The following is a 23,351-nucleotide window of genomic DNA, read 5'->3' as shown; positions in this document are numbered from 1 at the left end:
GCTCAATAAACGGATTGGATCGATGGTACGACGGCGCGGCGGGGCGCACAAGAGCGACGGACGAGGATTCCGAGGGGCTCGGGCGCCGGCCGGACGCGGCGGCCCCGGCGAACGGCAGGGGAGTGCGGTGTGCTCAGCTGCGCCAGGGGGCGAGGATGCTGTCGTACACCGCGAGGTGCGCTGAGGCCTCCTGTGGCTCGGTGACCTCGATGACCTGCTGCCCGTAGGTGATCGAGCGCAGCAGCTCCATCACGGCGCCGGTCGGAGTCGACGGTGACAGCTCGCCGTCGGTGATCGCCTGATCGAGGGCGTCACGGATGCCCTCCTGCCAGGTCGCGACCGTGGGTGCCCCTGCGTTCGGCGCGGGCGCGAGAGTCGCGATGCGCCCCCAGAACCCGACGACGACGTAGGCCTCAGTGCGCGTGCGGTCGTCGATGGGGAGCACTTCATGCATGAGCGCGTCGAGGCGTGCGAGTCCACGGAGCCCATCCGTGGCCGCGGCGATCCGTTCATCGGTGCGCCGGGTCACGATGGTCGCTGCGGCGCGGATCACATCGTCGAACCCGTCGAAATAGTGCCAGAGCGAGCCTGTCGCGACACCGAGCTCCTTGGCCACGGCACGAGACGACACCGCCTCATGGCCGTCGCGCGCGGCCACGGCCAGCAGCGCCTCGGCGATCTGCCGGCGGCGCTCATCATGGTCTACGACGCGGGGCACATGCCCATCCTGACGCATCCACCGCAGGTATCGCTATTTTGAGCAGTTGATCAATATGATGCGAGTGTGGACCACCTCCTCCCCGCAGCACCGTGGCTGATGGCGCTCGCCGCCGTCGTCTCGGCTGCGGCGTGCGTGGCTGCCTGGCGGGCCGTGCCGTGGCAGGGGCGGCAGAGCGCGCTGATCATGGCGGCGGCGATGCTCGTCATCGCAGTGAGCGGCGGTGATCCGCTGATCGGTCTGGTGACCGGACTCGTCCTCATCGTCTCCGCGATGCTGGGCACAGCCGGCGTGCGGGGCACCCCGGCGGCTGCGACCTGCTGCCACCGCGCGCTGGTCTCCCTCGTCATGGCGACCTGCTCTTTCGAGAGCCTGTCGGCGGGTGACGGGCGCGGGACGACGCAGTCGGTGGTCGAGTCAGGCGGCCACGGTGGGCATGGGCTCGACGGACTCCTCTCGGTGCTCGTGATAGCCGGAGTCATCGGCGTGGTGCTCTGGACGGTCGTCTCCGAGTGGGTGCTCGTGCCCGTGCATCAGGGGCGGACCGCCCGCCTGCTCGCTGTGGAGTCGTGGGCGATGGCGGCGGGAGTCACCGTGATGTGCGTGGGGTTCTGAGGTCACGTCAGTGCGCTCCGCCGAACTCGATCAGCACGACGCCCAGGGCGATCAGTGCGACGCCGATCGCCATCATGACTGAGAAGTGATCCTTGAAGATCACTCGGCCCAGGATCGCGGTGATCGCGACGCCGGCCGCTGACCATACTCCGTAGGCGACGCCCACCGGCATGCCCATGGCGAGGATCGTGCCGAGCAGTGTGAACGCGGCGAGATAGCCGATGACGATCACGGGGATCCACCTCCGGCGACGGAGGCCTTCGGACGCGCGCAGGCTGAGGGTCGCGGTGACCTCGCTCGCGATCGCGAGGGCGAGGAGCAGCCAGGTCATGCTCCGACCTCCGCGAACGCCTCGCGCGGGTGCGACCCGAGCTCGACGAGCAGCACACCGACCACGATCGCGCCGATCCCGATGATCTGCACCGTCCCGAGAAGCTCGCCGAAGAGCACCGTGCCCATGATCGCGGTGAGGACGACGCCGATCGCGGCCCAGATGCCGTAGGCCACACCCACCGGCATCCCTCGATCCAGCACGATCGACAGCAGCCAGAGCGAGCCGGTGTAGCCGATCACGACGGGGATCAGCCACAGCGGATGGGTGAAACCCTCGGCGGCCCGCAGCGACAAGGTGGCCGTCACCTCGAGGGCGATCGCGATCAGCAGCGGTGGCCACGCGGACGGGCGGGAGGTGTCGGTCATCTGGTGCCTTTCGACGCGGGGCGTGCCCGGGGGACAACGCGTCGGATGGTCGCAGGATTCCCTGTCGTGTGGGTGAACGGCGGGCGACAGGCCGCGATTTCAGAACCTCGCCGCGCGGCGCGTACCCTGGACGCATCCCCCGAAGCTCACCCGGCAATCTCGCGCGCCGGCGACCTCGGCGCGCTCACACATGCAAGGACGCAGATGAACGTAACCGCCGCACCCTACGACGACTGGACGGCGAGAGAAGAGCTGGCCGAGCGGATGATCCCGCTCATCGGCGCTCTCAAGCGCGAACGCGACGTGGTCACCTCCCTCCACGGGCACCGACTTCTCGGGCTCTCGGCCACGGCGATCGTGGAGGTCCATGATCGGGTCGCCCAGCTCGGGCATGAACAGCTTCCGCTCGACGAGACCCTCGGGGTGCTCGAGGCGGTACACGAACTCGCACCCGGTGCGTCGTCGCTCGACCTCGCGCGCCTCGCCGCGGGCCACGCCGACAGCGACCTGCCCCTCGACGCGTACCTGGCCGAGGTGCTCGCACCGGCGATGGGTGCGGTCGCGGCAGCGCCCACCGACGTCGTGCTGTACGGCTTCGGTCGCATCGGGCGGCTGCTCGCCCGCATCCTCGTCGCGCACAACGGGGGTGGCAGCGGTCTGCGCCTGCGCGCGATCGTGGTGCGTCGAGGATCCGAGAACGACCTCGTGAAGCGCGCGTCGCTGCTGCTGCGCGACTCGGTGCACGGCCGCTTCGCCGGCTCCGTCACGGTCGACGAGGACGCCGATCAGATCATCGCGAACGGCACCCGCATCCAGGTGATCTACTCCGATGACCCCTCGACGATCGACTACACGGCGTACGGCATCGACGACGCGATCGTCGTCGACAACACCGGACGATGGCGCGACGAGGCGGGTCTCAGTCGCCACCTGGAGTCGACGGGGGTCGCGCGCGTGCTGCTCACGGCGCCTGGCAAGGGTGCCCTGAAGAACATCGTGCACGGCATCAACGACAGCACGATCGAGCCCGACGACCGGATCATCACCGCAGCCTCGTGCACCACGAACGCCATCACCCCGGTGCTCAAGGCGATCGACGAGGCGTACGGCATCGTGCGGGGTCACGTCGAGACGGTGCACTCGTTCACCAACGACCAGAACCTGATCGACAACTTCCACAGCGGTGACCGTCGTGGCCGGTCGGCCGTGCTCAACATGGTGATCACCGAGACGGGCGCGGCGAAGGCCGTGGCGCGGGCGCTGCCCGAGCTCGAGGGCAAGCTCACCGGCTCTGCGATCCGCGTGCCGACGCCCGATGTGTCGCTGGCCGTGCTGCACCTCAGCCTCGAGCGTCCGGCGGTCAGGGCCGAGCTCAACGACTACCTGCGCCGCGTCTCGCTGCACTCGAAGCTGCGCCAGCAGATCGACTACGTCGAGAGCCCCGAGGTCGTCTCGACGGACTTCGTCGGCTCGCACCGCGCGGGCATCGTCGACGGCCTCGCCACCATCGCGAACGACCGGGATGTCGTGCTGTACGTCTGGTACGACAACGAGTACGGGTACTCGTGCCAGGTGATCCGCGTGCTCGAGGTCATGGCCGGTTCGCATCCGATCGTGCTCCCCGAGCGCCGTGAGGTGACGCTGCGCGGCTGAGTGCGCGATGTCCGTCCTGCCCGGCATGATGAGGGCATGAAGACCGCGACTCTGCGCACCGAGCGGCTCCGCTCTCATCGGCTGAGCACTCCGGCGCGCACGGTGACGGATGCCGCGTCGCACATGCTCGCCGTGCAGAGTCAGGACTTCATCGCGGGGAGGTGGGCACTGGCTTCCCGCACGCGCGGCGAGTCCGCGCTCCGCACGGTGGATCGCGCCTTCGACCGGGGCGACCTGGTTCGGGCGTGGACCATGCGCGGCACCCTGCACATCATCCCGGCGCGTGACCTTCGCTGGGTGATGTCCGTGACCGCTGAGCGGCAGCGTCGACAGGCGGCGGGCAGGCGCCGCGATCTCGGGATCGACGCGCCGATGGTCGCGGCGGTCGTGGCGGCAGCCGTGCCTCGCCTGGGTGACGGAGGCCTCACGCGGGCCGAGATGTTCGAGGTGTTCGCGGGTGTCGGCATCGACCCGGCCGGGCAGCGGGGCATCCACCTGCTGAGCGAGCTCACGCTCGACGGCCTGATCTGCCAGGGTCCGGTGGTCGCGCGCGACGGTGTGAGTCGGGAGCAGCGCTTCGTCCTGGTCGATCAGCACATCAGCGAGCATGCGGCCCCCGATGACCCGCTCGCCGAGCTCTTCGTGCGTTACATCGACGGGCACGGGCCGGCCGGAGTCGCTGACTTCGCCTGGTGGTCGGGGCTCACGCTCGGGCAGTCGCGCGACGCTCGGGACCGGGCGACGGGCCGGGTGCACGAAGTCGAGGAGGGCATGTTCGTCAGCGTCGATCGCCTGCGGCGGTCATCGAATGCTCCGTCGGTGCTCGCCCTGGCGGCCTTCGACGAGTACTACATCTCGTACGCCGACCGCACGGCGGTCTGCGCTCCCGAGCATCTCGCGCTGGTCGGTCCGGGCAAGAACGGCATGGTGCGAGCGACGATCGTCGCCGACGGCCGGGTGATCGGATGCTGGACGCACGCGAGCGCCTCGCTCGGCACGCCTCCAGAGCTCTTCGAGTCCGCGGACGAGGCACCGGCGCCAGGCGAGGAAGCGGTGCGCGCTGCGCTCGCGCGGTTCACCCGCTTCCTCGACGGCTGATCCGGTCTGCCGCGGCTCAGCTCACTCGCTCGCGTGACGCCCGAGGAAGTTGTAGACCTCGTTGTCGTCGACGCCGGGGAATGCGCCGCGGGGGAGCGGCGAGAACATGTGCGTGTGCACGCGAGCGCTGGGCCAGGCCTTTCCGTTCCACCGGTCTGTGAGGTCGGCGGAGGGGCGTCGGCAGCACGCCTCGTCCGGGCACGTCGAGACCGCGCGGTCCGCGGTCTCTCGTCCGCGCCACCAGCGGGCGTCGTCGAAGGGAACGCCGACCGTGATCGAGAACTCGCCGTCGGTCGCGGCTCCGGTCTGGGTGGAGCACCAGAAGGTGCCGGAGGGCGTGTCGGTGTACTGGTGGTGCTCATTCGTGCGGTTCTGCTGCGTGAACGCCGCCCTCGCCTGGAACTTGCGACACACCCGCTGGCCTTCGACGGCGCCGGTGACGTCCATCGGCAGGGGCAGATCGTCGTTCTCGTAGACGCGGGTGATCGCGCCGGTGGCGTCGACGCGGAGGAAGTGCAGCGACATTCCGAGGTGCTGCGTGAGCAAGTTCGTCATCCGCATGCCCGCGGCCTCGTGCGTGACGCCGAACGCGTCGCGGAAGTCCTCGACGGCGAGGTTGCGATCCTTCTTCGCCTGCTGCAGGAAGGCCACGGATGCCGTCTCGGGCATCAGGCAGGATGCCGCGAAGTAGTTGATCTCGAGTCGCTGCTGCAGGAAATCGGCGTAGTCGGTCGGCGGGGTGTGGCCGAGCAGGCGATGCGCCATGGCCTGCAGCGCCATGGACCGCAGGCCATGGCCGCCGGGGATCGACGCCGGCGGCAGGTAGATGCGGCCGTTCTCGAGATCGGTCACGGATCTGGTCGAGTGCGGCAGATCGTTGACGTAGATCAGCTCGAAACCGAGCTTGTCGGCCATGATGCTCACCGTGCGGTGCGTGAGCGCACCCTGCACGTGACCGGCCGACCGCAGCTGCTTCTCTGCGAGCTTCTCGATGTCGGCGAGGTAGTTGTTCTGCTCGCGCATCCGCAACCGCAGCTCGGTGTTCGCCCGTCTCGCCTCTTCAGGGGTCGCTATCGCCTCGCGTTCGCGTCGCTGCAGCTCGCGGTGCAGGCCGAGCATGGATTCGATGGTCTCATCGCTCATGCCCTTCGTGACCCGCACCGGAGCGATGCCGAGCTGCCGGAACACGGGACTCTCCTGTGCGCGTTCGAGTTCGATCTCGAGCGCGGCACGTCGGTTCGGCGGCTCGCCGGAGATGAGATCGGTGACCTCGGTGTCCGTGGCCTGCGCGATGGCCTGCAGCAGCGAGAGCTTCGGCTCGCGTTTGCCGTTCTCGATCAGGCTCAGCTGCGAGCCGGCGACGCCGACGAGCGCACCCAGCTCGTCGAGCGTGAACCCCTTCTCGAGGCGGTGGTGCCTGATGCGGTGGCCGAGAGTCGCGAGGTGGATGCCGGAAGGAGCCATTCCTTGATCCTAGCTAAAGAACTTCGATTCTTATCGCACGATATGACGGAAAGTCGCCTCTGAGGGGGAACATGATGGAACAAACGCCCCTCACTTCAAAGGAGTAGTCATGGCGATCGCCGAAGTCTTCACCCCCCGAGCATCATCTGTCGCACCTGTGCGCACCTTCGGGACGGCTCCGACGTATGACACCCCTGCGATGGCAGAGCTCGCCGCGTGGGTCGATGAGATCGCCGCTCTCACGCAGCCGGCGTCGATCCACTGGGTCGACGGCTCGCGTGCCGAGAACGACTGGCTGCTGCGCGGACTCGTCGACGAGGGCAAGCTGATCAAGCTCAACCCCGAGTGGCGGCCCGGCTCGTACCTCGCCCGCTCGCACCCCAGCGACGTCGCGCGCACCGAGGGACGCACCTACATCTCGTCGGAGAACGAGGAGGATGCCGGTCCGACCAACAACTGGGCGCCTCCTGCGCAGATGCGCGAGAAGATGACCGAGATCTTCGAGGGCTCGATGCGAGGCCGCACGATGTTCGTCGTGCCGTTCTCGATGGGTCCGGTCGGCGGGCCGCTCTCGCATATCGGCGTCCAGGTCACCGACAGCGCCTACGCCGTGGCATCCATCGGCATCATGACTCGCGTCGGTGATGCGGTCACTCGCCAGATCGCCGAGGGTGCGCCCTGGGTCAAGACCGTGCACTCGGTCGGCGCACCGCTCGCCGCGGGAGAGCCCGATGTCGAGTGGCCGTGCAACGACGACAAGTACATCGTGCATTTCCCCGAGACCCTCGAGGTCTACTCGTTCGGCTCCGGCTACGGCGGCAACGCGATCCTCGCCAAGAAGTGCTTCGCGCTGCGCATCGCCTCGGTGATCGCGCGTGACGAAGGCTGGCTGGCCGAGCACATGCTGCTCATCCGTGTGATCGACCCCGCCGGCAAGGCGTACCACGTGGCTGCGGCATTCCCCTCGGCGTGCGGCAAGACGAACCTCGCGATGCTGCGCCCCACGATCCCTGGATGGCGCGTCGAGACCCTCGGCGACGACATCGCGTGGATCCGCCCGGGTGAAGACGGTCGCCTCTGGGCGATCAACCCCGAGGCCGGCTTCTTCGGCGTCGCGCCCGGAACCGGCGAGTCGACCAACGTCACCGCGGTCGAGACGCTCTGGGGCAACACGATCTTCACGAACGTCGCACTCCGCCCCGACGGCGACGTGTGGTGGGAGGGGCTGACCGATCAGGCTCCGGCTCACCTCACCGACTGGGAGGGCAACGCATGGACGCCCGACTCCGGTCGCCCCGCCGCGCACCCCAACTCGCGCTTCACGGTCTCGGCCGCCCAGTGCCCGCAGATCTCGGAGGACTGGGAAGAGGCCGTGCCGCTCGACGTCATCCTCTTCGGCGGACGCCGTGCGACCAACGTGCCGCTCGTCGTGGAGGCGACGGATTGGACGCATGGCGTGTTCCTCGGATCCAACATCTCGTCTGAGCGCACTGCCGCCGCCGAAGGAACGGTCGGCGAGCTGCGCCGCGATCCCTTCGCGATGCTGCCGTTCTGCGGCTACAACATGGCCGACTACTTCGGCCACTGGCTGAAGGTCGGACGTGGTCTGCGGTTCGATCGCGCACCCCGCATCTTCCAGGTCAACTGGTTCCGTCGCGGTTCGGACGGTCGCTTCCTGTGGCCAGGATTCGGCGACAACTCGCGCGTCGTCGACTGGATCATCCGTCGCGTCGCAGGCGAGGTCTCGACCGTCGACAGCCCGATCGGCCGCCTGCCGCTGATCGAGGATCTCAATCTCGACGGAATCGACGTGCCGGAGGCCGATCTCGAAGGGCTGTTCTCGATCGACACCGAAGCGTGGAAGACCGAGGCCGACCTCACCGAGGAGTTCTACGACACGTTCGGAGACAAGGTGCCGGCCGCGTTGCGCGCCGAGCTGGCGTCGCTGCGCTACCGACTCGACAAGGCCTGACAGACCGGGCGCCGGTTCGGGGGAGCCGGCGCTCTATACCCCAGATCCCCCTACCCCCAGACCGCGAAGGCGGGATGGCTGAGGCGAACCCATGGCTGAGTGGTCTCTGACATCCCGCCTTCGCGCATGTTCCGGCGCGAGGTGACGCTGTTCAGGCGAGCAGCTGGTGCCGTGCCAGATCACGGTAGAGCGACGTCGACTCGATCAACTCGGCATGTGTGCCCTGGCCGACGACAGCGCCGTCCTGCAGCACCACGATGAGGTCGCTGTCGATGACGGTCGACAGCCGGTGGGCGATGACGATGAGCGTGCGGTCGGTCGACACCGCGTCGATGGCCTCCCGCATGCGCTGCTCGTTCACGCCGTCGAGAGACGACGTCGACTCGTCGAGCAGCAGGATCGGCGCATCGGTGAGCAGCGCGCGGGCGATCGCCAGACGCTGACGCTCTCCGCCGGAGAGCATCACGCCGTCCTCGCCGACGGGAGCCTCGAGGCCCAGAGGGTCGCGCTCGAGCACGTCGCCCAGGTTCACGGCGCGCAGCACCTGCTCGCAGGCCTCGTCCGAGGCGTTCGGCGAGGCGAGACGCAGGTTGTCGCCGAGGGTTCCGGCGAGCGTGGGGGCGTCCTGCTCGACATAGCCGAACTGCGCGCGCAGCTCGTCGCGCGGATAGGTGCGCGAGTCGTGGCCGTAGAGACGGATCGATCCGCCAGTCGGATCGTAGAAGCGCTCGACGAGAGACAGGATCGTGCTCTTGCCTGCTCCACTGGGGCCGACGAGTGCGACGCGCGCGCCGCGGGGCACGGCGAACGAGACTCCGCGCAGGACCTCTCGCTCCGCCGGGGCGGCCGGGTCGTCGGTCGGCTCGAGGTGGGCGTCGGCGAGAAGCGTCTGCGCCTCCTTCGCAGCGGCCAGCCGTGCGGCGACCACGTTCTCGGGGTAGCGGAAGCGCACGTCGCGGAACTCGATCGCAGGGGCGTGAGGGTCCGCCTCGTCGCGAGGGAAGGAGGCGGCGATCTCGGCATCGTGCTCGGTCTCGACCGGCAGGTTCAGCACCTCCTGGATGCGGCCGAGTGCTCCGAGCGCCTGGTTCACCGAGGTGATCGCTCCGAACGTGGTCGCGAGCGGCATCACGAGCATGAACAGGAACAGGATGAACGTGATCAGCGACGCGATGGTGATGGTGCCCGCCGCGACCCTGAGGCCGCCCACGCCGAGAACGACGAGGAGCGAGACCTGCAGCGCGACGCCGGCGATCGGAACCACGAGGGATGAGATCTTCGCGATGCGCACGCCGATGCCGTAGGCCTCGGAGGCGAGGACGGACACCGTCTCGGTCTCGCGTTCGGTCGCCCCTGAGGCGCGCACGGTGCGGATCGAGCCCACGGCGCGCTCGACGCCGGAGGCGAGCTCGCCGACCTTCTCCTGCTGCGCGGTGGAAGCGGTGCGGATGCGACCGCTGAGCGCGGTGACCACGACGACCGAGGCGCCGATCACGACGACGATGAGCAGCAGCAGCACGGGGTCGATCACGAGCATCGCGATCAGGGCGCCGAGGAAGAGGATCGCGCTGCCGACGGCATCCGCCAATCCCTGGGTGAGCACGGCATAGAGCAGCGTGGTGTCGGTGCCGACACGCGAGACCAGGTCGCCGGTGCGTCGGGCGTCGAACTCGCTGATCGGCAGGTGCAGGATGCGGGAGATCAGCTTGCGTCTGCTGGAGTACACGACCGCTGTGCCGGTGCGCTGCAGCAGATAGTGCTGGTAGCCGGAGATGATCGACGACACGATCACGAGACCGACGAGGATCCAGACGAGGATGCCGAGACCCTGATCGGACTGCACGGTCTCGATGAGCTGGCCGACCAGCAGTGGCTGCGCGAGCGATGTGGCCGCTCCGAACACGCTGAGCACAGCGACGACGATGAGTGTGCGCTTGTGTTCGAAGAGGAAGGGGAGGAGCTGGCGGAAGGTGGCGCGCGGACCGTCGTGCTGCGCGCCGCGTCCGCGTCGGCGTGATGTCGCCGTGCTGGACATGCGGAACCTCGTTCTGAAAAGGGGTAGTTCGACCGTACTTCGTTCGAAGACGGATTCTGTGGATGGGCTGTATGCGGTTCAGTGCCTGCCGAACCGGCGGTGCGCCGCCTGTTTCGAGACGCCGAGCGAGCTCGCGATCGCCTGCCAGGAGTATCCGAGATTGCGCGCACGGCGCACCTGGGTCTCTTCGGCCCTGGCCAGCTCACTGCGCAGGGCGGCGAGGCGGTGCAGTTCCGACAGCGGCTCGCTGCCGTCATCCTGTGCGATCGCGGTCTTCATGGTCATCATGGGCCTCCCGCGTCAATCTTTGTTGACGCGTGGTGAGATGTCAACAGAAATTGACGGACAGGGAAACGCGCGCGATGCGAGACTGGGCCGATGCTGTCTGCATCGAAACCTGAACCAGGCGACCGCGTCGCCGTCCTGTCGCCCGCTTTCGCCGCCCCTGCGGTCGCCCCGGAGATCCACGAGCAGGCTCTGCATCGACTCGAGCAGCTGACCGGACTGATCCCGGTGGAGTTCCCGACCACGCGACAGCTCGATGCGAGCCCGGAAGCCCGAGCGGCCGACGTCAACGCGGCCTTCGCCGACCCCGGCATCCGCGCGATCCTCGCGACGATCGGCGGAGACGATCAGATCCTGGTGGTGCCGCACCTCGATCCCGCGGTCGCTCAGGCCGATCCCAAACCGTTCCTGGGGTACAGCGACAACACCAACATCCTCAACTGGCTGTGGGGGCTCGGCATCCGGGCCTACTACGGCGGGTCCACGGCCGTGCACCTCGGGCCGGGTCCCGCGGTCGACGACGTGCACCTGCGCTCGCTGCGAGCGGCGCTGCTCGACGGCGGCACGCTCGAGATCACCGAACCAGGCGAATCGGAAGACAACGGAAAGCGCTGGGACGACCCCCTCGCGCTCACCGAGTACGGAGACCGGATCGCGACCGAGGAGTGGACCTGGTCGGGTCCTGGAGCGCGTGTCGAAGGTCGCACCTGGGGCGGCTGCCTCGAGAGCATCGATGCGCTCGCGCTCGCGGACCGGCTGCCCACGACCTACGATCTGCGCGGCGGGATCCTGCTGCTCGAGACGAGCGAGGAGCGCCCGCCGGCGAGCTGGGTGGCTCGATGGATTCGCGGGCTGGGTGAGCGCGGGATACTCGATGCCGTCGCCGGCGTGGTCGTCGCACGTCCGCCAGTGAGTGATTTCGAGTTCCAGCCGTCGCCGGCCGAGGCCGATGCGCTGCGTGCGGCGCAGCGAGACGCGGTGATCGAGACGGTCTCGCGGTACAACCCCGACGCGGTCGTCTGCGTCGGAGTGCCGTTCGGCCACACGCGGCCGCAGTGGATCGTCCCCTATGGCGGGACGATGACGCTCGACGGTTCGACGCGTTCCATCCACGCGTCCTACTGAGCACGAGACGGCCCACTGAGGCGAGACGACTGAGGGCGGCACCTCCCGAGGAGATGCCGCCCTTCGTGGGACGAACGCGTCAGAGCTCGACCGCAGCCGCGACTCCGAGGTCGGATTCGTAGTCGTTGTCCTTGGTCTCCTTCGACAGCAGCAGTGCGATGAAGGTCAGCACACCCATCGCTGACAGGTAGAGACCGACGAGCCACGGGGCGCCGTCGCCGAGCTCCCAGAGCCACAGGGCGATGAGAGGCGCCACGGCCGCGCCGAGGATCGACGACACGTTGTACGAGATCGCGGAACCCGTGTACCGGACGTTCGTCGGGAAGAGCTCGGGAAGCAGCGCGCCCATCGGGCCGAATGTCGCGCCCATGAGCATGAACCCGAACACGAGGAACGCCTGCGCGAGTGCGCCGGTGAACTTCGGGTCCATCGCAGGAAGCAGGAAGGCGTTGAACGTGAACCCGAACACGATGATGAGCCCGGTGACCCACAGCAGCAGCTTGCGACGACCGATCGAGTCGGCGATCGGCCCGGAGAGCAGCGTGAAGATGCCGAAGAACACGACGCCGACGATCTGCATGAGCACGAAGTCGGTGTAGGCGAACCCGAGACCCGGATAGAACTGCGCAGCGAAGGCCGACGCGTCGAAGTCCTTGCCCGTCGCCTCGGCAGCGGCCTGCGCGGCGGCCGACGCCGTCTCGAGCGTGGCCGGCTTCGTGCCGTACGCGAGGGTGAAGTTCGTCATCAGGTAGAAGAGCACGTAGGTCGCCAGCATGATGAACGTGCCGAGGATCAGCTGCTTCCAGTGATGACGGAACACGGTCGCGAGGGGCAGCTTGCGGATCGCGCCCTTCTTCTCCGCCTTCTTGAAGGTGTCGGACTCGACGAGCTTGAGCCGGACCCACAGGCCGATGATGACCATGACGGCCGAGAACAGGAACGGGATGCGCCAGCCCCACGACAGGAAGGCCTCGGACTTGAGCGCGGGGTTCTCGGAGTGCGGAAGCAGCCAGTTGATGCCGAGGAACAGGAAGTTGGCGATGATGAAGCCGAGCGGCGCTCCCAGCTGCGGGAATGTGCCGTACCAGGCGCGCTTGCCCGCCGGGGCGTTCTCGGTCGCGACCAGTGCGGCGCCCGACCACTCGCCACCGAGTGCGAAGCCCTGCGCCAGTCGCAGGATCAGCAGCAGCAGCGCTGCCCACCAGCCGATCTGCTGGAACGTGGGCAGGAGCCCGATGATGAACGTCGCGATGCCCATCGTGAGCAGGGAGGCGACGAGCGTGGCCTTGCGTCCGAACTTGTCACCGAAGTGGCCGAACACGACCGCGCCGATCGGACGGGCGACCATCGCGGCACCGAACACGGCGAACGACGACAGCAGCGAGGTCGTGTCGTTGCCCGTGGGGAAGAACAGCACCGGGAACACGAGCACTGCGGCTGTCGCGTACGCGTAGAAGTCGTAGAACTCGATCGTGGTGCCGACGAGGCTCGCCGTGATGACGCGCGAGCGCGGGTTCGCGGGCGCTGTGGTCGTACTCATGCTGCTCCTTAGATCCATGGGCCCGGTATACCAAGGCACCGAGAGATCCTACGCCTTCCTGAACGTTTGCTGGGTACGTATGACGACCTGTCGATGCGCGTGCGTAGAGTCGGAGGCGGATGCCGAGGCCTGCGCGAGACGGGGAGAACTGTGACGACGAGACTGCTGCTGATCGCCGACACCCATGTGCCCGCACGTGCGAAGCACCTGCCCGACGTGGTCTTGCGGGCGGTCGAGGATGCCGACATCGTCGTGCACGCGGGCGACTGGATCGACGTCGCAACGCTGGATCTGCTCGAGTCCCGGTCGCGGGTGCTCGTGGGCGTCTACGGGAACAACGACGGCCCGGCGCTGCGCGAGCGGCTGCCCGAGATCGCCCGCTTCACGGTCGAAGAGGTCGAGGTGGCGGTGGTGCACGAGACCGGGGCGAAGCAGCGACGCGAAGAGCGGATGGACGCCGCGTTCCCGGGCAGCGATCTGCTCGTCTTCGGCCACTCGCACATTCCGTGGGACACCGTCGCCCCCTCGGGGATGCGGCTGCTGAACCCGGGCTCGCCGACCGATCGGCGTCGTCAGCCGGTGTGCACGATCATGACGGTCACCATCGACGGAGGACGGATCGAGGCCACGCTGGTGCCGATCGCATGAGCGCCTCACCTCGCGGCAGCGACGACATCGACCTTCCCTCGACATACCGCGCTCCGATGCGCTCGCGCGACGACGACGTGAGCGCCGGGCCGGCGGTCGAGCGGGCGCTGGCGCTCGGCGTGTGCGGAGTGGGCGGCAGGCTCGACGATGCACCGGACTCGATCGCCGATGCGCTCGCCGCGGTGGACGCGGTCTACGGAGAACGGATGGCACGCCGACTCGAGCGGTTCGCGGGGGTGCCTGAGGGGGCGTTCGTCTGGACGCGTGACGCTGACGGGTTCCTGTGGCTGGGCAGGCTCACCGGACCGTGGCGCTACGACGCCTCACCCGACGCGCGGGACGTCGACCTCGTGCACGTGCGCGCGTGCGACTGGCTCGATCGTCCGGTCGAGTCGGCCGCGGCGCCGCCCGGAGTGCACGAGGCATTCGCGCGCGGCGGCCGCAACTGGCAGAGCATCACCCGGGCCGACGCCGCTCGTCTCACCGCAGCCGTGTGGAGTTCGCGGACGAGTCGGGAGTGAGGCCGTTCAGTCGGTCTGGCGCAGGTCGCGGAGGATCGCGTCGTATCGGGTGAGGAAGGCGCGTTCGTCGAGCCGCTTGCGACGGAGCCACGACGTGACCTCGTCGTTGCGCTTGCTCGCGTTGCACGAACCGCACGCAGGAACAACGTTCTCGACGGTGTACCGCCCGCCTCGCGAGATCGGCATCACGCAATCGCGTTGCAGAGCGATGTCGTCCGCTCCGCAATAGGCGCATCCTCCCCAGGCCTCTCGCAGCGACGTCCACTGCTCGGCGGTGAGGTCGTTGTCCGCCCGCGCCACGCGGCCCTGGCGTCGCTTGGCATAGCGCGCGCGAGCGGCAGGTGAGGGAGTGGAGAACCTTCGACGCGGCACAGACACACGGTATCGGGTCGGGTGGCGCTCTGAGGGCTATTCCTCGGTGTCGCCGAGAGCGAGTGCCGAGACGAAGTCGGCGGTCGTGTCGAGCAGGTGCTCGAGCTCGAGCACCACGAGCCTGTTCGCCCCGGCGACGGTCGCGGGTGCGGGCACGAAGAGGGTGCGCTGCGGGCCGTTTCGCCAGTAACGCCCCAAGAAGAACCCGTTGACGAACGCGTAGCCCTTGCTCCAGGCGGCGGTGTCGAGGAACAGATCCGCGGGGGAGTCGAGGTCGAAGTCCGCGACCCACGCCGACGGACCGGTCGGTTCCGCGACCGACGGTTCCGCGACGCGGGATCCGATCTCCGCAGCCAGAGCCGCGACGTCGAGCGGTGTCGAGTGCCACCCGGTCAGCGGCAGGCCGTCGAGCTCGGGCGTGCCGATGAGACCCTTCTGCTCACCGAGTCGGTGATCGTAGTTCACCCGGCCTCCCTCTTCGACGAGGATGCTGAGCGCACGGCCCGACGGGATCCGCAGGGAACGGTCATGACGGGTGCGTGAGAGCGTTCCGACGGGTTGACCGTCGACGCTCACCCAGGCGAGGTCGCGCACCTCGTCGAGCACGAGCTGACCGCCGACTCCCTCGGGCAGAGTGATGTCATAGCGGACGAGGGCACTCAGGTGCTCCAACTCGTCGAACGTGATCGGTGCCGTCGAAGAGAGAGTCGACGCCGCGGCATCCGTCCACGGCCCTGCGGCGACCAGCGGCACCGAGAACACGGGGGCGGGCTCGGCGGGGGCCGGAAGCTCGTCCGGCACCGTGGCGTACTTGGCGATGACGTCGCGGAACGCGAAGAACTTCGCGGTAGGGTCGCCCGCCTCGTCGAGAGGGGCGTCATAGTCGTACGAGGTGACGATCGGCAGGTAGCGGCCCTTGTGATTCGCGCCGTTCGTGAGACCGAAGTTCGTGCCGCCGTGGAACATGTAGATGTTGACCGAGGCGCCGGCGGCGAGGAGCTCGTCGAGGTCGGCGGCCGCTGCGGCCACGTCGGTCGTGTGGTGCACGCCACCCCACCAGTCGAACCAGCCGTCCCAGAACTCCGAGCACATCAGCGGGCCGGTGGGCTGGTGGGCGCGCAGGGTGGCGAGGCGCTCGGCGCTGCGCGATCCGAACGATCCGGTCTTGTGCAGCTCGGGCAGGCTGCCGTCGGCCAGCATCCGGTCGGTGGGCTGGTCGACCGTGGTGAGGGGGACGGTGATTCCCGACTCGCGCGTCAGGGCGACGAGCGCCTCGAGGTAGGCCTTGTCCGAGCCGTAGGCGCCGTATTCGTTCTCGATCTGCACCAGCACGACCGAGCCGCCCCGGTCGATCTGCCGCGGGGCGACGATCTCGTAGACCCGACGGAGGTAGTCGCTCACGTCGGAGAGATAGGTGGGCTCGGAGGAGCGCAGCTCGCGCTCGCCCGCGGTGAGCCAGTTCGGCAGGCCGCCGTTGTGCCACTCGGCGCAGATATAGGGGCCGGGCCGGACGATCGCATCCATCCCCTCGGCCTGGATCAGGTCGAGGAATCGGCCGAGGTCGTTCCAGCCTGTGGCATCCCATTCGCCGCGCCGCGGCTCGTGCGCGTTCCAGGCGACATAGGTCTCGATCGTGTTGAGCCCCATCAGGCGGGCCTTGCGGATGCGGTCCTGCCACTGGTCCGGGTGGATGCGGAAGTAGTGCAGGGCCCCGGAGATCACTCGGTGGGGGAGCCCGGCGCGGAGGAAGTCTGTCTCGCCGATGGAGAAGGAGGTCACGATGAGGTGCTTTCGATGGGAGGGCCGGGCGGGGAGCGAGTCCCCGCCCGGCCCGGACGTGCGATTACTTGTTGACGGCGAAGCCCTGCGAGTTGCCGTACTCGACCAGGGCGTCCTGCCAGGTCACGAGGCCCTCGTTGAGGTCGGTGCCGTTCTGGTACGACTGGCCCACGGTGTCGCCGAAGATGCTGTTGCCGTAGACCTGGTAGGGCAGGTAGCTCCAGCCCTCGACGACGTCGTCGGCCGCTGCGGCCAGGACCTCGTTGATCTTCTGGCCACCGAAGTACTCGGGAGCGTCGGCGAGGAACTCCTCGCTCGACAGCTCAGCCGTGGTCGACGGGAAGCCGCCCGACTCGAGGAAGGTCGAGATGCTCTCCTCCGAGTTGTTCAGCCACCACAGGAATCCGGCTGCGAGCTCCGGGTTCTTGCTCTGCGTGGTCACGGCCTGGCCACCGCCGCCGTTCTCGGCCGTCGCCGGGCTGCCGTCGTAGGTCGGCATCGGCGCGACACGCCAGTCACCGGCTCCGTCGGGAGCTCCGGTGATCAGGTTGCCGGGCATCCAGGCGCCGATCACGAGGGTCGCCAGGCTGCCGTCGCCGAGGGCGCGGAACCACTCGTCGCTCCAGCTGCCGTAGGGGGCGAGGAGGTCTTCCTCGACGAGGCGGTTCCAGTTCCCGGTCCACTTCTTGGAGCCGTCGTCCTGCAGGTCGATCGTGACGTCCGTGCCGGAGGTCGCGAACGGCTTGCCGCCGGCCTGCCAGATCATCGAGGTCGCGAAGCCGGCGTCGCCGGTGTCGTTCGTGATGTAGGCGTCGGGGTTCGCTGCGTGGATCGCCTTCGCCGCTTCGTAGTACTCGTCCCACGTCGTGGGCACGGCGACGCCGGCGGCGTCGAAGACGGCCTTGTTGTAGAACAGCGCCATGGGGCCCGAGTCCTGCGGCAGGCCGTAGATGGCGTCGCCGTCGGTGACGGAGTTCCACGTCGAGGCGGTGTAGTCGTCCTCGAAGTCGGCGAAGCCGTACTGCGAGAGGTCGACGAACGCGTCGGTCAGGGCGAACTGCGGGAAGGCGTAGTACTCGACCTGCACGACGTCGGGGGCGCCGGATCCGGCCTTGATGGCGTTCTGGAGCTTGGTGTATTCCTCGTTGTTGGTACCCGCGTTGACCACGTTGACCTTGACGTTCGGGTACTCCTTCTCGAAGGCCTCGACCTGAGCCTCGGCAGAGGGGGTCCACGACCAGTACGTGATCTCGCCGCCCTTCTCGAGAGCGGCCTCGACGGAGTCGAACGAGCCGTCGCCGGCAGCGCTGCCGCCGGAGCCGGTGTCGCCGGTGCTGCAACCGGCCAGCGCCAGCGCTGCCACGGTTCCGGCCGCGAGCACCGCGAGGGTGCGCCGTGCGGCGGGTGAGGGAAGGTGCTTCATTGCTGTGTCCTTTCGGGGGTGCGGTCCAGCATCGGACCGACGTGTGCGGTGCGGAGGGATGCCGGGAGCTACTCCTTGACGCTTCCGGCGGTGAGACCTGACTGCCAGAACCTCTGCAGCAGCAGGAAGGCGATGACGATCGGGATGATCGTGAGCAGCGAGCCCATGATCACGAGGTTGTAGATCGGCTGGGATCCGGCGCCGATCGCCTGGTTGCTCCACTGGTTGAGGCCGACGGTGAGCGGGTACCAGGCGGGGTCGGACAGCATGATCAACGGCAGGAAGTAGTTGTTCCAGGTCGCGACCACGGTGAAGAGGGTGACCGTCACGATTCCGGGTGCGAGCAGTCGCATCGAGATCGTGAAGAAGGTGCGGAACTCTCCGGCACCGTCGATGCGCGCGGCCTCCAGCAACTCGGTCGGCACCGAATCCGAGGCGAACACCCAGATCAGGTACAGGCCGAACGGGCTGATCAGTGAGGGGATGATGACAGCCCACGGGGTGTTGGTGAGCCCCAGCTCGCTGAAGAGCAGGAAGGTCGGCACCGCGAGGGCGGTGCCGGGGACGGCGACGGCACCGAGGACGACGGCGAACACCGCGCGGCGACCGGGGAAGCGGTACTTCGCGAGTCCGTAGCCGGCCATGGTCGCCAGCAGCGTCGCGCCACCGGCTCCGACGACCACATAGAGCAGCGTGTTGCCGAGCCAGCGCAGGAAGATGCCGTCCTGGTACGAGAAGGTCGCGACCAGGTTGTCGAAGAACGCGAAGTCGTCGGAGAACCACAGTCCGAACGAGCTGAACAGACCCGACTGCGTCTTCGTCGAGCTGAACAGCAGCCAGACGAGCGGCACCAGCGTGTACAGCGCGTACATCACCATCACGATCAGCAGGATCTTCGACTTGCGCGGATTCATCAGATCGTGGCGCTTCTGCGAGGGGCGGGCGAGGGGGAGTGCCATGTCAGCGCACCTCCGACTTCGAGCCGCGCAGTTGCACGACGTAGGCGATCACCGCGGTGATGACGCCCATGATGATGGCGATCGTCGCGGCGTAATTGAACTGCTGTCCGGCGAACGAGAGGTTGTACGCGTACATGTTCGGTGTGAAGTACGTCGTGATCACGTTCGGGGCCAGGGGGCGCAGGATGTTGGGCTCGTTGAAGAGCTGGAAGCTGCCGATGATCGAGAAGATGGTCGCGATCACCAGGGCGCCGCGCACCGAGGGGATCTTGATCGAGAAGATCGTGCGCCATGCGCCTGCTCCGTCGAGCGACGCCGCTTCGTACATGTCGGTCGGAATCGTCTTCAGCGAGGAGTAGAAGATCAGCATGTTGTAGCCGACGAACTGCCACGTCACGATGTTGCCGATCGAGACCAGGATCCACTCTCTTGCGAACGGAGTGATCAGGTCGCTGCCGAGGAAGTCGTTGAGGTTCGACGTCAGACCGAACTGGTCGCCGTAGATGTAACCCCACATCAGCACCGCGACGACCGCGGGCACCGCGTACGGCAGGAAGATGAGGATGCGGAAGAACGACGCCCCGCGCAGGCGGGCGCTGTCGAGCGCCAGGGCCGCGGCGAGGGCCAGGATCAGCATGATCGGCACCTGCACGACGAGGAACAGCACGACGCGGCCGAATGCCTCCCAGAACTGGGGGTCGGTCAGCGCTCGCACGTAGTTGTCGAACCCGACGAACGCGGTGCCGCCGATCAGCTTCTCCTGGAAGAAGCTGAGGTACAGCGCGTATGCGAGGGGAGTGAGGAACACCAGGGCGAACACGACCATGAACGGGCCGACGAAGGCCCATCCCTTCCAGTCGCGCTTCTCACGCCGGCGGATGCCGTGGTCCGCCAGGGCTGCGGAATCTTGAGTCGTCATTGACGAGAACCTTCTTAGAGATCGGGCGCTCACGGCGCCGTGTGTCAACGTCAACATATTCGATGCGCTGCTAGTGTGTCAACGTCAACACATGAATGGATGAGTGCTCGTGACCTCGGAACAGTCGGCAGAGCCGCCGCAGCGGCGGCGAGACCCTTCGATGGAGGACGTGGCCCGAGAGGCCGGAGTCTCCGGACAGACCGTCTCGCGGGTCGTGAACGCGCGCGGCTACGTCGGGGCCACCACCAGAGCGCGCGTCGAAGACGCCATGCAGCGGCTCGGGTATCGGCCGAACAGCGCCGCCCGCGCGCTGCGCTCCGGTCGATTCCGCGCGATCGGCGTCATCATGTTCTCGTTCAGCTCCTACGGGAACCAGCGCACGCTCGACGCGATCGCGGTGCGCGCCTCGCAGATGGGATACGCCCTCACCCTCATCCCCGTCGAATCGAGCGCCCGCGACACCGTCGCCGGAGCCTTCCGTCGCCTCGAGGAGCACGCGGTCGACGGCATCATCATCGTGATCGAGGCGCACCAGCTCGATGAGGCCGAGGTCGAGATCCCCGACGGGCTGCCCGTCGTGCTGGTCGACTCCAACCGGGGAACGACACATCCCTTCGTCGACACCGACCAGGCGCAGGGCGCGCGGCTCGCCGTCGAGCACCTGCTCGACCTCGGCCACAAGACGGTCTGGCACATCGCGGGCCCGGCGAAGTCCTACTCGGCCGAGCGTCGGCGTGAGTCGTGGCGCGAGACGCTCGAGGCCCGCGGTCTCGAGGCTCCTGAGCCGCTGCAGGGCGACTGGTCGGCCGAATCCGGATACCGAGCGGGGGTCCTTCTGCGCGACGACGAGAGCGTGACCGCCGTGTTCGCGGCGAACGACCAGATGGCGATCGGCGTGGTCCGGGCTTTCCGCGAGGCCGGCCGTGAGATCCCCGGGGACGTCAGCGTGGTCGGCTTCGACGGTCTGCCGGATGCCGCCCAGCTCTGGCCGCCGCTGACCACCGTGCAGCAGCACCCCGAGAAGGTCGGCGCCCTCGCCGTCGACGCCCTGCTCTCGGAGCTCGACGGGGGAGAGCGCACCCAGACCCCGCTGGTCGGCACCGAGCTCGTCGTGCGCGAGAGCACTGCTGCGCCGCGAGCATAGGGCGCGTCAGCACCCCCTCATGTCGTCTCGGGCGCGTCGGCGGCTGCTTCTGCTCGTCGACGGACCATGGCCTCCGACGGGATGCCGCGCGAGAACAGGATCGACAGCAGGCTGATCACGATCAGGCCCACGAACGCCACCCGCAGCGACGAGAGCTGCGACTCTCGATAGATCTCTGCGAGTTCTGCGGCATCCTCGTCGCCGAGTCCGGCGTCGGCCGCGAGACCGGCCACATCGGCGGCCGGCACCACGGTGACGCCTCGATCCGTCGCCGCGCTCACCGTGGCCTGCACCTCGCTCGGCAGGTCGCTCGTCGCGACCCCGGAGGCGAACGAGGTCGACAGGGCGCCGATGAGGATCGACCCGATCAGGGCGGTGCCGAGCGATGACCCGAGGTTCTGGAACACACCCTGCAGCCCACCGGCCTCGCTGGTGTCCTTCTCCGAGACGCTCGACATGTTCACGTTGCCGAGCTGCGAGGCGAGAAGGCCCAGGGCGCTGCCCGCGAGGAACATACCCAGCGCGAAGAGGGCACTCCGAAGGTCATCGGTCACGGATGCCAGCAGCAGAAGCGCGCTGAGCACCAGCACCGACTGGCCGACCCGCACGATGCGTCGCGGGGACCACCGTCGCGACAGTGCTGTGCCGACCACAGAGAAGAGGATCAGCGAGACCGAGAGCGGGAAGATCTTGATACCCGTCTCGAGCGCGTCCAGCCCGAGCGTCATCTGCAGGTAGACCGGCACCATGAAGAACAGCCCGGCGGTCACCGCGTATTGCGCACCGAGCACGGAGAGACCGCTGCGCAGCGTGCTGATCGCGAACAGATCGGGCTGCATCAGCGGCGCCCGTCCATCGCGGATCAGTCGTCGCTGCCAGCTGATGAACGCGGCGATCAGCACTGCGCCCAGCGCGATGCACCACGTCGTCAGGGAGACGCCGAGCGGGGCGATCGGGATACCGCCGATCTCCGGCCGATCCAAGGGGATCACCCATCCCCAGGTCTTACTCTGCAGCATCCCGAAGACGATCAGCACGAGCCCGGCGGATGACAGCAGCACGCTGCCGACGTCGATCCGGATCGACCGCCGGGGGGTGGAGTCCGTGATCATGCGTGCGCAGATCACCACTCCCAGCATGATCACCACCTCGGCGACGAAGACGAACCGCCAGCTGGAGTAGGTGGTCACGGCGCCCCCGATCAGTGGACCGGCGGCGACAGCGGCACCCGAGACGGCACCGACGACGGCGAAGGCGGTGACGCGGTCGCGGCCCTGATAGTTGTCGGCGACGAGGGCCGCGATCGCGGGGATGACCAGCACGGCGCCCAGTCCCTCGATGACCGACCAGCCGAGGAACAGGAATCCCACCGACGGGCTCAACGCCGTGATCAGCGATCCGGCCGCGTAGACGCACGAGCCGATCACGAAGGCGCGTCGTCGTCCCCACACGTCTCCGAGCTTGGCGCCGAAGAGCATGAACGCCGCCATGGTCAGTGTGTAGAACGTGATCGCCGCCTGCATCGCCGCGACCGAGGTGTCGAGATCGTCCACGACGGTCGAGATCGACACGTTCATGACCGTGCCGTCGAGCACCATGACGAACTGCGCGGCGCCGAGCACGATGACCACATTCCACTTCTTCATGACGCCCCCTCGTGTGACGCGTCCGCTCCGGGCGGCGGCCTGCGGGCGCTCCGCATGATGCGCGCGACCGCGGTGATCAGGAACAGCTGCCCGGTGATCGCCTCGGCGACGGCGATCGCCTGAACCCCCGACGAGACCGGCACGATGTTGCCGTACCCGGTGGTCGTCAGCGTCGTGAACGAGAAGAAGAGCTGGGTGGAGAGCGAATCCACGACGTCCGAGCCGAAGGTCGGCGCGACCGTGAGCAGCGCGACCAGGTTGTACAGCAGCGTGAAGAACATGCCGACCAGGACGTACGCGGCGATAGCGGCGAGCAGAGCCTCGATGTCCACGCCACGTCGCCGCACCTGATGCCGGATGATCGCGACGGGCGCGATCAGGAAGGCGATCACGGATGCTGCGGACAGCACGATGTCGAGGCCTCTGCCTCCGGTGCCCAGCACCCCGACGACGACTGTCGCGGCGGCGGCGAGGGCGAGGATCACCCAGGCGATGTGCTGCACCCGCTCGCGCACCTCGGTCACCCGGAGGACGACGGCGACCGTCAGCAGCTGCACGGTCAATGCCCACGGGCTGGGATCCGTCGTCGCCTGGACGGCGCTGAAGGCGTACGCGGTGGCAGCGAGAGCGAGGATGAGCCAGTACCCGCTCCGTCCGCTCGGGATCGGGCCGGCGACATGGGCGCCCGCGTGTGCGGGGGTCGAGCGGAGTGCGGGTTCCGGTCGCATCATCCGGC

At 68.0% G+C, this 23,351-nt stretch carries 22 protein-coding genes; 8 read left to right on the top strand and 14 right to left on the bottom strand.

Annotated elements, in window-relative coordinates:
* Positions 1-133: 133 nt before the first annotated feature.
* Positions 134-718 (bottom strand): TetR/AcrR family transcriptional regulator, encoded by a 585-nt coding sequence (locus ACIP5T_RS06305; RefSeq protein ID WP_400861582.1) that lies wholly within the window; start codon positions 716-718, stop codon positions 134-136.
* A gap of 66 nt (positions 719-784) precedes the next feature.
* On the opposite strand from ACIP5T_RS06305, the gene ACIP5T_RS06300 reads away from it, so the two are divergent.
* Complete coding sequence (locus ACIP5T_RS06300; protein ID WP_400861580.1) at positions 785-1,333, top strand: hypothetical protein; 549 nt, start codon at positions 785-787, stop codon at positions 1,331-1,333.
* 7 nt (positions 1,334-1,340) lie between these two features.
* Here ACIP5T_RS06300 and ACIP5T_RS06295 read toward each other — a convergent pair whose 3' ends face one another.
* Positions 1,341-1,664, bottom strand: coding sequence for a DMT family transporter (locus ACIP5T_RS06295; RefSeq protein ID WP_400861578.1), 324 nt, complete (start codon positions 1,662-1,664; stop codon positions 1,341-1,343).
* Positions 1,661-2,032 (bottom strand): DMT family transporter, encoded by a 372-nt coding sequence (locus tag ACIP5T_RS06290; protein WP_400861576.1) that lies wholly within the window; start codon positions 2,030-2,032, stop codon positions 1,661-1,663. The genes ACIP5T_RS06295 and ACIP5T_RS06290 overlap by 4 nt, the downstream gene beginning before the upstream one ends.
* Positions 2,033-2,236: 204 nt before the next feature.
* Between ACIP5T_RS06290 and ACIP5T_RS06285 the strand changes: the two genes are divergently transcribed.
* A complete protein-coding gene (locus ACIP5T_RS06285; protein WP_400861575.1) occupies positions 2,237-3,685 on the top strand; it encodes a glyceraldehyde-3-phosphate dehydrogenase in 1,449 nt (482 codons plus the stop codon).
* Between the two features lie 36 nt (positions 3,686-3,721).
* On the top strand, positions 3,722-4,783 hold the full coding sequence (locus ACIP5T_RS06280) for a winged helix DNA-binding domain-containing protein (RefSeq protein WP_400861573.1): 1,062 nt from the start codon (positions 3,722-3,724) through the stop codon (positions 4,781-4,783).
* Positions 4,784-4,804: 21 nt separating this feature from the next.
* Here the strand turns inward: ACIP5T_RS06280 and ACIP5T_RS06275 are convergent, their stop codons facing one another.
* Positions 4,805-6,247, bottom strand: a complete 1,443-nt coding sequence (locus ACIP5T_RS06275; RefSeq protein WP_400861572.1) for a helix-turn-helix domain-containing protein — start codon at positions 6,245-6,247, stop codon at positions 4,805-4,807.
* Between the two features lie 109 nt (positions 6,248-6,356).
* Between ACIP5T_RS06275 and ACIP5T_RS06270 the strand changes: the two genes are divergently transcribed.
* Positions 6,357-8,219, top strand: coding sequence for a phosphoenolpyruvate carboxykinase (GTP) (locus ACIP5T_RS06270; RefSeq protein ID WP_400861571.1), 1,863 nt, complete (start codon positions 6,357-6,359; stop codon positions 8,217-8,219).
* A gap of 151 nt (positions 8,220-8,370) precedes the next feature.
* Here the strand turns inward: ACIP5T_RS06270 and ACIP5T_RS06265 are convergent, their stop codons facing one another.
* Together ACIP5T_RS06265 and ACIP5T_RS06260 are read right to left on the bottom strand one after the other, a co-directional pair.
* Positions 8,371-10,254 carry an ABC transporter ATP-binding protein gene (locus ACIP5T_RS06265; RefSeq protein ID WP_400861570.1) on the bottom strand — a complete coding sequence of 628 codons (1,884 nt, stop codon included), beginning with the start codon at positions 10,252-10,254 and terminating at the stop codon, positions 8,371-8,373.
* Positions 10,255-10,332: 78 nt separating this feature from the next.
* The gene (locus ACIP5T_RS06260) at positions 10,333-10,533 is read right to left on the bottom strand and encodes an AsnC family protein (RefSeq protein ID WP_400861569.1); all 201 of its coding nucleotides are present in this window, start codon (positions 10,531-10,533) and stop codon (positions 10,333-10,335) included.
* Between the two features lie 99 nt (positions 10,534-10,632).
* Here ACIP5T_RS06260 and ACIP5T_RS06255 point away from each other — a divergent pair, with 99 nt between their 5' ends.
* On the top strand, positions 10,633-11,664 hold the full coding sequence (locus ACIP5T_RS06255) for a S66 peptidase family protein (protein WP_400861567.1): 1,032 nt from the start codon (positions 10,633-10,635) through the stop codon (positions 11,662-11,664).
* 79 nt (positions 11,665-11,743) lie between these two features.
* Here ACIP5T_RS06255 and ACIP5T_RS06250 read toward each other — a convergent pair whose 3' ends face one another.
* Positions 11,744-13,204, bottom strand: coding sequence for an MFS transporter (locus ACIP5T_RS06250; protein ID WP_056508598.1), 1,461 nt, complete (start codon positions 13,202-13,204; stop codon positions 11,744-11,746).
* Positions 13,205-13,354: 150 nt separating this feature from the next.
* Here ACIP5T_RS06250 and ACIP5T_RS06245 point away from each other — a divergent pair, with 150 nt between their 5' ends.
* Positions 13,355-13,852 carry a metallophosphoesterase family protein gene (locus tag ACIP5T_RS06245; RefSeq protein ID WP_400861565.1) on the top strand — a complete coding sequence of 166 codons (498 nt, stop codon included), beginning with the start codon at positions 13,355-13,357 and terminating at the stop codon, positions 13,850-13,852.
* Positions 13,849-14,373, top strand: a complete 525-nt coding sequence (locus ACIP5T_RS06240; protein ID WP_400861563.1) for a GAF domain-containing protein — start codon at positions 13,849-13,851, stop codon at positions 14,371-14,373. The genes ACIP5T_RS06245 and ACIP5T_RS06240 overlap by 4 nt, the downstream gene beginning before the upstream one ends.
* A 6-nt stretch (positions 14,374-14,379) precedes the next feature.
* Here the strand turns inward: ACIP5T_RS06240 and ACIP5T_RS06235 are convergent, their stop codons facing one another.
* From ACIP5T_RS06235 to ACIP5T_RS06215, 5 genes are all read right to left on the bottom strand, one after another.
* The gene (locus ACIP5T_RS06235) at positions 14,380-14,745 is read right to left on the bottom strand and encodes an HNH endonuclease (RefSeq protein WP_400861561.1); all 366 of its coding nucleotides are present in this window, start codon (positions 14,743-14,745) and stop codon (positions 14,380-14,382) included.
* Positions 14,746-14,781: 36 nt separating this feature from the next.
* Positions 14,782-16,524 (bottom strand): beta-galactosidase family protein, encoded by a 1,743-nt coding sequence (locus ACIP5T_RS06230; RefSeq protein WP_400861559.1) that lies wholly within the window; start codon positions 16,522-16,524, stop codon positions 14,782-14,784.
* Positions 16,525-16,588: 64 nt separating this feature from the next.
* The gene (locus tag ACIP5T_RS06225) at positions 16,589-17,947 is read right to left on the bottom strand and encodes an ABC transporter substrate-binding protein (RefSeq protein ID WP_400861558.1); all 1,359 of its coding nucleotides are present in this window, start codon (positions 17,945-17,947) and stop codon (positions 16,589-16,591) included.
* A gap of 68 nt (positions 17,948-18,015) precedes the next feature.
* Entirely contained in the window at positions 18,016-18,861 is an 846-nt protein-coding gene (locus ACIP5T_RS06220; RefSeq protein ID WP_400864641.1) for a carbohydrate ABC transporter permease, read from the bottom strand.
* A gap of 46 nt (positions 18,862-18,907) precedes the next feature.
* Positions 18,908-19,825 carry a carbohydrate ABC transporter permease gene (locus ACIP5T_RS06215; RefSeq protein WP_400861556.1) on the bottom strand — a complete coding sequence of 306 codons (918 nt, stop codon included), beginning with the start codon at positions 19,823-19,825 and terminating at the stop codon, positions 18,908-18,910.
* Positions 19,826-19,985: 160 nt separating this feature from the next.
* Between ACIP5T_RS06215 and ACIP5T_RS06210 the strand changes: the two genes are divergently transcribed.
* Complete coding sequence (locus ACIP5T_RS06210; RefSeq protein WP_400864638.1) at positions 19,986-20,969, top strand: LacI family DNA-binding transcriptional regulator; 984 nt, start codon at positions 19,986-19,988, stop codon at positions 20,967-20,969.
* A gap of 17 nt (positions 20,970-20,986) precedes the next feature.
* Here ACIP5T_RS06210 and ACIP5T_RS06205 read toward each other — a convergent pair whose 3' ends face one another.
* Together ACIP5T_RS06205 and ACIP5T_RS06200 are read right to left on the bottom strand one after the other, a co-directional pair.
* Positions 20,987-22,615, bottom strand: a complete 1,629-nt coding sequence (locus ACIP5T_RS06205) for an MFS transporter (protein ID WP_400861554.1) — start codon at positions 22,613-22,615, stop codon at positions 20,987-20,989.
* Complete coding sequence (locus ACIP5T_RS06200; RefSeq protein ID WP_400861552.1) at positions 22,612-23,346, bottom strand: ion channel; 735 nt, start codon at positions 23,344-23,346, stop codon at positions 22,612-22,614. The genes ACIP5T_RS06205 and ACIP5T_RS06200 overlap by 4 nt, the downstream gene beginning before the upstream one ends.
* Between the last annotated feature and the right edge of the window lie 5 nt (positions 23,347-23,351).

Source organism: Microbacterium sp. NPDC088619 (assembly GCF_044752825.1).
In the GTDB taxonomy this organism is placed as follows: domain Bacteria; phylum Actinomycetota; class Actinomycetes; order Actinomycetales; family Microbacteriaceae; genus Microbacterium.
This window is presented reverse-complemented; position numbering and strand designations above follow the sequence as displayed.

What these genes read in the sequence shown, in the direction of transcription:
- ACIP5T_RS06225 (WP_400861558.1), bottom strand. Translation starts at nt 17,947, where the DNA reads ATGAAGCACCTTCCCTCACCCGCCGCACGGCGCACCCTCGCGGTGCTC.
- ACIP5T_RS06265 (WP_400861570.1), bottom strand. Translation starts at nt 10,254, where the DNA reads ATGTCCAGCACGGCGACATCACGCCGACGCGGACGCGGCGCGCAGCAC.
- ACIP5T_RS06295 (WP_400861578.1), bottom strand. Translation starts at nt 1,664, where the DNA reads ATGACCTGGCTGCTCCTCGCCCTCGCGATCGCGAGCGAGGTCACCGCG.
- ACIP5T_RS06240 (WP_400861563.1), top strand. Translation starts at nt 13,849, where the DNA reads ATGAGCGCCTCACCTCGCGGCAGCGACGACATCGACCTTCCCTCGACA.
- ACIP5T_RS06200 (WP_400861552.1), bottom strand. Translation starts at nt 23,346, where the DNA reads ATGATGCGACCGGAACCCGCACTCCGCTCGACCCCCGCACACGCGGGC.
- ACIP5T_RS06255 (WP_400861567.1), top strand. Translation starts at nt 10,633, where the DNA reads ATGCTGTCTGCATCGAAACCTGAACCAGGCGACCGCGTCGCCGTCCTG.
- ACIP5T_RS06205 (WP_400861554.1), bottom strand. Translation starts at nt 22,615, where the DNA reads ATGAAGAAGTGGAATGTGGTCATCGTGCTCGGCGCCGCGCAGTTCGTC.
- ACIP5T_RS06215 (WP_400861556.1), bottom strand. Translation starts at nt 19,825, where the DNA reads ATGACGACTCAAGATTCCGCAGCCCTGGCGGACCACGGCATCCGCCGG.
- ACIP5T_RS06280 (WP_400861573.1), top strand. Translation starts at nt 3,722, where the DNA reads ATGAAGACCGCGACTCTGCGCACCGAGCGGCTCCGCTCTCATCGGCTG.
- ACIP5T_RS06250 (WP_056508598.1), bottom strand. Translation starts at nt 13,204, where the DNA reads ATGAGTACGACCACAGCGCCCGCGAACCCGCGCTCGCGCGTCATCACG.
- ACIP5T_RS06220 (WP_400864641.1), bottom strand. Translation starts at nt 18,861, where the DNA reads ATGAATCCGCGCAAGTCGAAGATCCTGCTGATCGTGATGGTGATGTAC.
- ACIP5T_RS06260 (WP_400861569.1), bottom strand. Translation starts at nt 10,533, where the DNA reads ATGAAGACCGCGATCGCACAGGATGACGGCAGCGAGCCGCTGTCGGAA.
- ACIP5T_RS06270 (WP_400861571.1), top strand. Translation starts at nt 6,357, where the DNA reads ATGGCGATCGCCGAAGTCTTCACCCCCCGAGCATCATCTGTCGCACCT.
- ACIP5T_RS06285 (WP_400861575.1), top strand. Translation starts at nt 2,237, where the DNA reads ATGAACGTAACCGCCGCACCCTACGACGACTGGACGGCGAGAGAAGAG.
- ACIP5T_RS06210 (WP_400864638.1), top strand. Translation starts at nt 19,986, where the DNA reads ATGGAGGACGTGGCCCGAGAGGCCGGAGTCTCCGGACAGACCGTCTCG.
- ACIP5T_RS06290 (WP_400861576.1), bottom strand. Translation starts at nt 2,032, where the DNA reads ATGACCGACACCTCCCGCCCGTCCGCGTGGCCACCGCTGCTGATCGCG.
- ACIP5T_RS06275 (WP_400861572.1), bottom strand. Translation starts at nt 6,247, where the DNA reads ATGGCTCCTTCCGGCATCCACCTCGCGACTCTCGGCCACCGCATCAGG.